Consider the following 3,828-nt stretch of genomic DNA (forward strand, 5'->3'; position numbering starts at 1 on the left):
AAGTTCGGGCTTTGTGATATTTTAAAAGAGGGTGTGAATTTTGACACACCCCCAGGGTGCTTTCTTGCTGAGTAGATATGCCAGGCGCTCCGTTGTTGGGTCGTGTTGTTGGGTCGCGTCGCCGGAGCCGCCCGCCGCTTGCCACTTATGCCTCGCACAATGGATCACCCCACAATATTCGAACCCCTCTTTTTCTATCGCTCGTTGCATCACGATGTTGTCGCGATGCGTGTCGAGGCGTAGCGTGTCGTGGTGTTGTAGGGCGAATTTTATTGACAGGCTCACCACGCCTTTCACCTCGCCGTTCGAGGCTATGCGATGAATGGTGGCGTATGGGTCGTCGTTGGGCCACGCCCCCTCTTCTATCACCTCGTAGGTGGGATCCACACCTTCGCGAAGCACAAACGTAGCCACAATCTTGTTTGCCCGCACGCACACATAGCAGTCGCCGCTCGCTATGTCGTCGCTTACCAGTGGCTCGCTCGGGTAGCCATCGGTCCATTGCGTGGGGTTGCCATGCTCCGCCATGTATTTGCGCGCCATGGCGAAGATGCCGAGCAGGTGGGGTAGGTCGGCCAGGGTGGCTTGCCGTATCGCCCAATCGTCGATGACCGTCAGGCGGTCGCCCGCCCTCCTGACCTTCCAGAACGTAACGCCCCGCTCTGCGCAGTAGGGCTCCATGCGCCACGCGCTCTCAAAGCCACTCATCACAAAGTGCATCGGCACCAGCAACTTCACGCGAAGGTGGCTTATCAGCTGCCTTGCGCCCAGCGTGTAGCCGTTGCCTATGCGGCCATCCACGGGAAACATGGCGATGTCGACCGTTGGGCACACCTCGCTTATGTCGTTGAGCTCTCGCAAGAACCTCCGCTCCTCTTCGGCAGGGTTCACCCACATGCCAAACTCGTGGCTGTAGATGGTTTCGGGCGTGTTGTCGGAAACGAAACGGGCATACCAGTTGCAGAGGTCGCCAGCGTGGAAAAGGCGTTTCCCCTCCACCTCCACCACCCAGCTCACCCCGCTGTCGTTGCTTCCTGTGGCCGTCACGCTAATGTTGTGGTCGTGCCATTGGTCGCCCTTCTCCATCCAAGCGTCGGCCGCCTCCTTGGCGGCACAATGGTGGTCGAGAATGTCGCGCGATAGCAGGTAGGTAAAGGCTGTGCGAGGGTTCGCCTCCCGCCACCCGAAGATGTGCTTGTTGAAATGGTCCCTGTGAAAATGACTTACAAACACATACACGTGCTTGTCGCCGCAGGGATTCAGGAGGCGTTCCATGACGTTGGCGGGGTCCATCCAGTAGTCGAAGACCAACACGCAGCGATCGGTTTCCACCACAAAGCCGCTATGATATAGATAGGTGAGTTCCATTTCCGTTTTGCTATTGTTCTGCAAAATTAGCCATATTTGTTCGCTTACCCAAACTTTTTGCCATGATGCGTGCGCCATGATGCGTGCGCCATGTGAGCCGCGCAACCCAAAAACATGCGGTGCGCCCGTTGTGCCATACAATATTATGACCGTTCGGGCGTTATATAAGCATGAAGAAACAAACAATATATATGTGTGTCATGATGTTGCTGGGCGTCCTCTCGTCGTGCACCGACGACGACAGCTTCACCACCGCACCCTCTCATGTGCTGACCCTCTCGGTCGACACCGTCAACATCGACACCGTTTTCTCCAACGTGCCCACGGCAACCCGGTCCTTCTGGGTCTACAACCATTCGGGCGACGGGCTGCGCTGCCAAAGCGTGCGCCTCGCCAACGGTGCGGCAACAGGCTTCCGGGTAAACGTCGACGGCCAATACCTCGCACCATCGTCGGGCTATGCCGCCTCTGGCATCGAGGTGCGCAACAAGGATAGCATACGCGTGTTTGTGGAGCTCACCTCGCCCGAGAATGGGCAGCCCGACCCGCAGCTATGCCAAGACGACCTCATCTTCACCTTGGAGAGTGGGGTGGAGCAGAAGGTGAACCTCAGGACCTACACGTGGGACGCGCTGAAATTAACGAACGTACACATCACCCGCGACTCGCTCATCAGCGCCCAGCAGAAACCCATCATCATCTACGGTGGCGTGGAGGTCGACAGCGGAGCCACGCTCACCATAGCGCCGGGCACCACCCTCTATTTCCACAACGACGCGGGCATGAACGTCCGCGGCACCCTCAAGGCCCTCGGCGAGGAGGGGCGCGAGGTGGTGCTGCGCGGCGACCGCATCGACCGCATGTTCGATTACCTCCCCTACGACCGCGTGCCGGGGCAATGGCAGGGCGTCAGGTTCTATGCATCGAGCTACAACAACCACCTGGCGTTCACCGATATCCATAGCGCCTACCATGGCGTGGTGGCCGACTCGTCGGATGTGGAGCTCCAGAAGCTCACCCTCGACCATTCCACCATCCACAACTGCCAAGGCTATGGCCTCCACGCCACCCACGCCAAGCTCACGCTTCTCAACAGCCAGATAACCAACACGCTCGAGAGCTGCCTGCGCATCGATGGCGGCAACGCCACCCTCAACCAGTGCACCCTCGCACAGTTCTACCCCTTCGACGCAAGGCGGGGAGCAGCCCTGCAGTTCACATCCACGCAGGCGCCGCTCGTCAACCTCTCGGTGAGCAACACGCTCGTAACAGGCTATGCCGACGACGTGCTGATGGGCGAGGCGGGCGATACGGCCGTGGCCTTCCAGTACCTCTTCGACCATTGCATCCTACGCACACCCAAGGTCACCACGGCCGATAGCGTACGCTTCACACAGGTGGTGTTTGAGGACGTGGCCGACACCACCCATTGCGGAGACAAGCATTTCGCCAATATCGACACCGACAACCTCATCTACAACTTCGAGCTCTCCTCGCTCTCCTCCGCCATCGGAAAGGCCAACCCCCAAACGGCGCTGCCAACCGACAGAAAGGGGCGAAAGCGCGACGACAAGCCCGACGTGGGAGCATTCGAGTGGATAGAGCCGAAAACAGAGTAACACCAACAACGAGCAAAAACCTAAGACATGGAAAAACTGACCATCGAAATCCACATGGATTATTGCCAACAAGACGAACTATCTGCCGAGGAGGCACAACTGGTGCAAGCGGCAGCCAAGGCCACCAGCAACGCCTACGCCAAATATAGTGGGTTCAGGGTGGGAGCAGCCCTGAGGCTCAACGACGGACGCATCGTGATAGGGGCCAACCAGGAGAACGCAGCCTATCCCTCCGGGCTCTGCGCCGAGCGAACCGCCATCTTCGGAGCACAAGCCAACTACCCCGAACAGCCCATCAAGTGCTTGGCCATAGCGGCAGCCGACAACAATGGGCTGAGAGCCAAACCCGTGTCGCCCTGCGGAGCCTGCAGGCAAGTAATTCTCGAGATAGAGGACCGATACCAGCAACCCATCGAAATACTGCTCTGCGGAACCGATGGGGTATATAGGCTGAAAAGCGTGCGCGACCTGCTGCCACTCTCCTTCGTCGAGGCAGATATGCGATAGGAAAACGCATCAAGAAGCCAAGACACGCTACTTCCACCCGCTCAGTAGCCCCTGCATGAAAGGTGCGAAGGGCGGGGTAGAGATGTATTGTGAAAAGGATAAACAATCTATAGCCAAATCTACACGTTTCTTTTCCGCGACGCAAACATTCGCGGCAATTACACGATTTTTAGCATGGTTTTGTAATTTCCTAACAATCAACGTGTTGTGTTGGTTGCTTTGTATTCGGCAGTCCTCATTCAACATTTTGCATTGCCGTTAGGCATGTTTCGTCCCTCAAAACATGCCTAACCCCGCTGCGAAACCTTCCCAATCGAGGCACGGTTAGCCATCT

General features: G+C 57.5%; 3 protein-coding genes. 2 read left to right on the forward strand and 1 reads right to left on the reverse strand.

Annotation, left to right across the window (positions count from 1 at the left end):
- Positions 1-21: 21 nt before the first annotated feature.
- Positions 22-1,368: a hypothetical protein gene (locus WKK33_RS01285; protein WP_337932131.1), complete on the reverse strand. Its 1,347-nt coding sequence runs from the start codon at positions 1,366-1,368 to the stop codon at positions 22-24.
- A gap of 170 nt (positions 1,369-1,538) precedes the next feature.
- On the opposite strand from WKK33_RS01285, the gene WKK33_RS01290 reads away from it, so the two are divergent.
- Both WKK33_RS01290 and cdd read left to right on the forward strand, forming a co-directional pair.
- Positions 1,539-2,987: a choice-of-anchor Q domain-containing protein gene (locus tag WKK33_RS01290; protein ID WP_337932133.1), complete on the forward strand. Its 1,449-nt coding sequence runs from the start codon at positions 1,539-1,541 to the stop codon at positions 2,985-2,987.
- Between the two features lie 27 nt (positions 2,988-3,014).
- The gene (cdd, locus tag WKK33_RS01295) at positions 3,015-3,494 is read left to right on the forward strand and encodes a cytidine deaminase (RefSeq protein ID WP_215759166.1); all 480 of its coding nucleotides are present in this window, start codon (positions 3,015-3,017) and stop codon (positions 3,492-3,494) included.
- Positions 3,495-3,828: the final 334 nt, after the last annotated feature.

Origin of the sequence: Hallella sp., from assembly GCF_037460745.1 — a bacterium.
Classification (GTDB): domain Bacteria; phylum Bacteroidota; class Bacteroidia; order Bacteroidales; family Bacteroidaceae; genus Prevotella; species Prevotella faecis.

Bases quoted from the DNA above. Each gene is read 5' to 3' on its own strand.
- WKK33_RS01285 (WP_337932131.1), bottom strand. From the start codon at position 1,368: ATGGAACTCACCTATCTATATCATAGCGGCTTTGTGGTGGAAACCGAT.
- WKK33_RS01290 (WP_337932133.1), top strand. From the start codon at position 1,539: ATGAAGAAACAAACAATATATATGTGTGTCATGATGTTGCTGGGCGTC.
- cdd (WP_215759166.1), top strand. From the start codon at position 3,015: ATGGAAAAACTGACCATCGAAATCCACATGGATTATTGCCAACAAGAC.